At 69.4% G+C, this 4,287-nt stretch carries 5 protein-coding genes and 1 riboswitch; of the genes, 3 read left to right on the forward strand and 2 right to left on the reverse strand.

The window, feature by feature from the left end:
* Positions 1–98: 98 nt before the first annotated feature.
* Both B3611_RS01825 and B3611_RS01830 read left to right on the forward strand, forming a co-directional pair.
* Positions 99–884, forward strand: coding sequence for a glutaminyl-peptide cyclotransferase (locus B3611_RS01825; protein WP_291313381.1), 786 nt, complete (start codon positions 99–101; stop codon positions 882–884).
* Positions 885–894: 10 nt separating this feature from the next.
* The gene (locus B3611_RS01830) at positions 895–1,440 is read left to right on the forward strand and encodes a DUF2771 family protein (protein ID WP_291313377.1); all 546 of its coding nucleotides are present in this window, start codon (positions 895–897) and stop codon (positions 1,438–1,440) included.
* 22 nt (positions 1,441–1,462) lie between these two features.
* On the opposite strand, the gene B3611_RS01835 is transcribed toward B3611_RS01830, so the two are convergent.
* Positions 1,463–1,846, reverse strand: a complete 384-nt coding sequence (locus tag B3611_RS01835) for a cold-shock protein (protein ID WP_291313378.1) — start codon at positions 1,844–1,846, stop codon at positions 1,463–1,465.
* A gap of 380 nt (positions 1,847–2,226) precedes the next feature.
* A riboswitch (cyclic di-AMP (ydaO/yuaA leader) is annotated at positions 2,227–2,391 on the forward strand.
* 10 nt (positions 2,392–2,401) lie between these two features.
* On the opposite strand from B3611_RS01835, the gene B3611_RS01840 reads away from it, so the two are divergent.
* Positions 2,402–3,052, forward strand: a complete 651-nt coding sequence (locus tag B3611_RS01840) for a resuscitation-promoting factor Rpf1 domain-containing protein (protein WP_291313379.1) — start codon at positions 2,402–2,404, stop codon at positions 3,050–3,052.
* 107 nt (positions 3,053–3,159) lie between these two features.
* Here B3611_RS01840 and B3611_RS01845 read toward each other — a convergent pair.
* On the reverse strand, positions 3,160–4,287 hold a 1,128-nt coding region (locus B3611_RS01845; RefSeq protein WP_291313380.1), incomplete at its 5' end, for a YeeE/YedE thiosulfate transporter family protein.

The following is a 4,287-nucleotide window of genomic DNA, read 5'->3' on the forward strand; positions in this document are numbered from 1 at the left end:
CCCCCCCCCCCACCCCCCCGCGCCCCCCCCCCCCCCCCCCCCCCCCCCCCCCCCCCCCCCCGGCCCACCCCCGCGCCCCCGCCGCCGCGGCCGCCGCACTGTGCGCCACCGTTCTCGCCTCCTGCGCGGGCACGGGCCCGGGCACGCCAGCGGAAGGGACGGCCGCCTCCGGCGGGCGCGGCGACGCGCCCGAGCGGCTCACCGCGGTTGCCCACGAGCGTTACGGCTTCGACCGCCACAGCTTCACCCAGGGCCTCGAGGTCGCCGACGACGGGACGATCTACGTCGGAACCGGCCAGGAGGGCGAAAGCCGCGTCTACCGCCGCGACCTCGGGGGAAACGTCCTGGCGAGCGAGGACCTCGACCCCTCCTTCTTCGGGGAGGGCGTGACGCGGGTCGGCGACCATCTCTGGGAACTGACCTGGCAGAATGGCACCGCCATCAAGCGCGATGCTTCCACCCTCGGGGAAATCACCCGCACGCGCATCGACGGCGAGGGGTGGGGGGTGTGCTCCCGCCAGGGCGAGGTCATATACTCCGACGGGTCGAACCAGCTGCGGCGCATGGACCCCGACACCCTTGCCGAGCGCGAACGGTTCGACGTCACGCTGGAGGGTCGCCCGCTGCGCGGCCTCAACGAGCTCGAGTGCGTGGGCGACGACATTTACGCCAACATCTTCCTCACCACCGACATCGCGCGTATCGACGCCCACACGGGCGCGGTCACCGCAATGATCGATGCCTCCTCCCTGCCCAACAACGCCGCCCCCGACCCGAACAACGTGCTCAACGGCATCGCACACATCCCGGGGACGGACGAGTTCTACGTCACGGGAAAGCGCTGGCCCGACCTTTACCGGGTCACCCTCGAGCGCGCCGGATAGACTTCCGCCCATGAGCTCAACCGCGAAGACGCCGAAGGGGTCCTCCGGGCGCACTCCGGCCTGGGTCCAACTGCTGGTACTGGTGCTGGGCGTAGCCGTCCTCGTCACGGGCCTCTACTTCTTCTGGGAGTGGCAGAAGAACCGGCCCGGCACCCCCGTGCGCGACCTGCGGGTGGAGGTGAGCAACGGTGCCACGCACGAGGAGATCTCCCCGTACACGGTCTGCGAGCTCGACGCCCAGTGCGACGGCGGGGACCCGCCCGCCTACCCGCTCGACGAGTCCTCCCCCGTCACGTTCAAGGTCCCGAAGGAAATCTCCACCTCCAGCTGGAAGCTTCTGACAATCTACGACGACCCCGCCGCGAACGACGAGCAGATCTTCCAGTCCGGCCAGTCCAAGGAGGCGTCCGCGGATGCCGTGAAGGACGGCGCGCACCTCGTGGTGGCGGAGGTGTCGTACCTGGCGGTCGATGAAGGCAACGACGGAAACGAAATCCCGGTCGTTGCCACGTGGTCGGTCTCCTTCGACCAGAACGGTTCCGGGTCCCGGGGCTAGGGCGAACCTTTAGGGCGAAGCTCTAGGCGTCGAGCTCCTTCGCCACGGCCCGGAGGATCTCGGCCACCTGGCGCGCCTCCTTGCGCTCGGGGTAGCGCCCCGCAGTCAGGGCGGGCTGAACCTGTGTCTCAATGAGGGTCATGACGTCGGCAAGCATGCTCCCGAGCTGCTCCGGGTCGCGGCGGTGAACGGGACGGCGCTTGGGTGTCTCGAGGACCTTGACGCGCAGCGCCTGGGGGCCCTTGCGGCCGGCGGCGAAGTCGAACTCAATACGCTGGCCCGCGACGAGTTCCTCCACGCCCTCGGGAAGGACGGCCTTGCTGATGAAGACATCCTCGTCACCCGGATTGGACGCGAAGCCGAAGCCCTTGTCGGTGTCGAACCACTTGACCTTTCCGATCGGCATGGGATTCCTCTCTCTTGGTATGGGGCCACCGTGGCGGGAGCTCGTGAGCCTCGCGCCGTCGTGGACGGCGGGTGCCCGCTCATGGCGGTTGATGCTGGAAAGACCGCCATTCTACAAGCGTTTGACGCGGATTCCTAGCGCAGGTTTACGCGGGGCCGCAAGCGCTGGGACGCAGGAGTGACGTAGTTCACACGCCGCCGCGCCCAATGCGGTGAGCAGGCCAGATACGGGTCACCTCCGCGCGCGGGCGCGGATCCCCTTGCGCTTCCGTGTCGTTTGTGTGACTCAATCGTTATAAACCGATAGAGTAGCCCGCAAGCCCGAACGGGCACCTTGCTCACACAGGCCACGCCGAATTCTGTCCGGCCTGAGGGGGAAGAACAAAACAAACGTCAATCACGAACCAAGGACAGAAGCGGGGAACCCACGGCGCACGCAGCGCACGGAGAGCCACCGGCACTCCTCGGGGTGAAGCCGCGCAACAGCGGCCTGGCACCTCAGCCAGAACCCGACAGCTAACTTCGCAGGCGGACAAGAAGAGAGGAATCGCACTACATGGGACGCCACAACAAGCAGACCGTATCCTTCGCCACCAAGGCGCTCGCCGGCACCGCGGCTGCAGCCGCCCTTTCCGGCCTCGTCGCCCCCCAGGCCTCCGCGGCCCCGGACTCCGACTGGAACCGCCTCGCGCAGTGCGAGTCCGGCGGGAACTGGCAGATTGACACGGGCAACGGCTTCCAGGGCGGCCTGCAGTTCACCACCTCCACTTGGCAGGCCTACGGCGGCGGCGAGTACGCCCCCACCGCGAACCAGGCCACCCGCGAGCAGCAGATTGCCGTCGCCGAGCGCACCCTCGCCGCGCAGGGCTGGGGCGCATGGCCTGCCTGCTCCGCCAGCCTGGGTTTGAACTCCGCTCCGACCGAGCGCTCCGCCCCGGCCGCCGGCGCCGCGGCCCCGACCTTCAAGGCCGCCGCTGCCACCCCCGAAAACAAGACCGCCGGCACCGACGAGGCCACCGAGGCCGGGGACCTGTACAACCAGCTGTCCTCCGCATTCGCCGCCTACAACGTGCCGGTTCCGGCCCAGGTGCGCGACTCCTACAACGCCAACAGCGGCAACTACGAGGCCTTCTACACCGCCAACAAGGCCCTGGTCGACGCAGTGCTCTCCGGCAACCTCGCCGCCGCGCTGGCCGCGCTTCGCTAAACCTCACGCGACGGCGCCCCCGGCCCCGCGCAACAACCGCCTCCCCTTATTTCCACCCGATTTTTCAGGTGGCCGGGGAGGCGGTTTCTTCATTCTGCAGCGGAGCACTAGCTCACCGGCACGGTGGCGTTCTTCACCACCGTGATCTGCCACCCCGCTTCGCGGGTCCGCGCGAAGTCTTCGACGGCGTGGCCGTTGTCCGCCGCCCACTGGGGAATCGACTCGGTGGCCTGGGTGCAGTCGAAGTCGATGACGAGCCTTTCGCCGTCGCGCAGCTGGTCCATCGCCTCCTTGGCCTCGATGAGCGGGAAGGGGCACACGGCCCCCAGGGTGTCGAGCGCGTATCGGCCCTCTCCGACGGGCCGCGCGCCTCCGCGCGGTGCGGTCCCGGACCCCGGAAGCGTGACCAGGCCGGTGACCGTCTGGAACCCGCCGGGGACGACACCCCGGTCGGCGGGGTTTGAGGGGCTGGTGCCGCTGCCGGATGCCCCGTAATTACCGTCGGAAACCCCGCCCCCGGTGGATGGGGTGAGCCAGAGCGCGGAGGCGGCCCAGACACCGGCGGCGATGGCCGCCAGCGCGACCCAACCCTGGTAGGTAAACAGGGAGGTCTGGACCATTCCGTTGCCCACGGTGCAGCCGCCGGCCAGGGATGCGCCAATCCCCATGCCCGTGCCGCCCACGATGGATCGCAGCGTGGTCGCGGCGTCGGGGACGCGGACGCGAAACTCGCCCGACGCCTTTGCCGCGGCGAAGGAACCGAGAAGGAGGCCGAGCACGAGCAGGGTCCCCCAGTTGAAGTACTTTCCGTCCCCGGACACCACGTAGTCGATCACGTGGGCCGTCGGGGTGGTGATGCCCAGGCCGTCGTTGCGTCCGGTGGCGGCGGACAGCGGCCAGGCAGCCACGCCCAGCGCACCGATCAGCGCGCCCGCGAGGTACGGGTGCAGCGGTTTCCGGTACCAGGGCTGGCGGAGCGCCACTTTGGGCGTGGCCGCATCAAGGAGAACGAAGTGCCGCACGGCCCAGGCCGTGCCGAGCGCAAGGGGGACCGCGAACCACCAGGGAGAAACGCCCACGGCGGCCGGGATCGTTGTCCACCCCGTGTCCCAGTGCCGCACCCGGGAGTTGAACCCGCTGAGCGCGCCGGTCTTCATCGCCGCCGCCGACAACCCGTAAAAGAGCAGAGCGAGCCATGAGCCCACCAGGCCCTCGCCGGAGCGGTACCACGTGCC

The organism is Corynebacterium sp. UBA2622 (genome assembly GCF_002339505.1).
Lineage (GTDB): Bacteria > Actinomycetota > Actinomycetes > Mycobacteriales > Mycobacteriaceae > Corynebacterium.

Coding starts and splice junctions, on each gene's coding strand:
- B3611_RS01840 (WP_291313379.1), top strand. CDS start 2,402: ATGGGACGCCACAACAAGCAGACCGTATCCTTCGCCACCAAGGCGCTC.
- B3611_RS01835 (WP_291313378.1), bottom strand. CDS start 1,846: ATGCCGATCGGAAAGGTCAAGTGGTTCGACACCGACAAGGGCTTCGGC.
- B3611_RS01830 (WP_291313377.1), top strand. CDS start 895: ATGAGCTCAACCGCGAAGACGCCGAAGGGGTCCTCCGGGCGCACTCCG.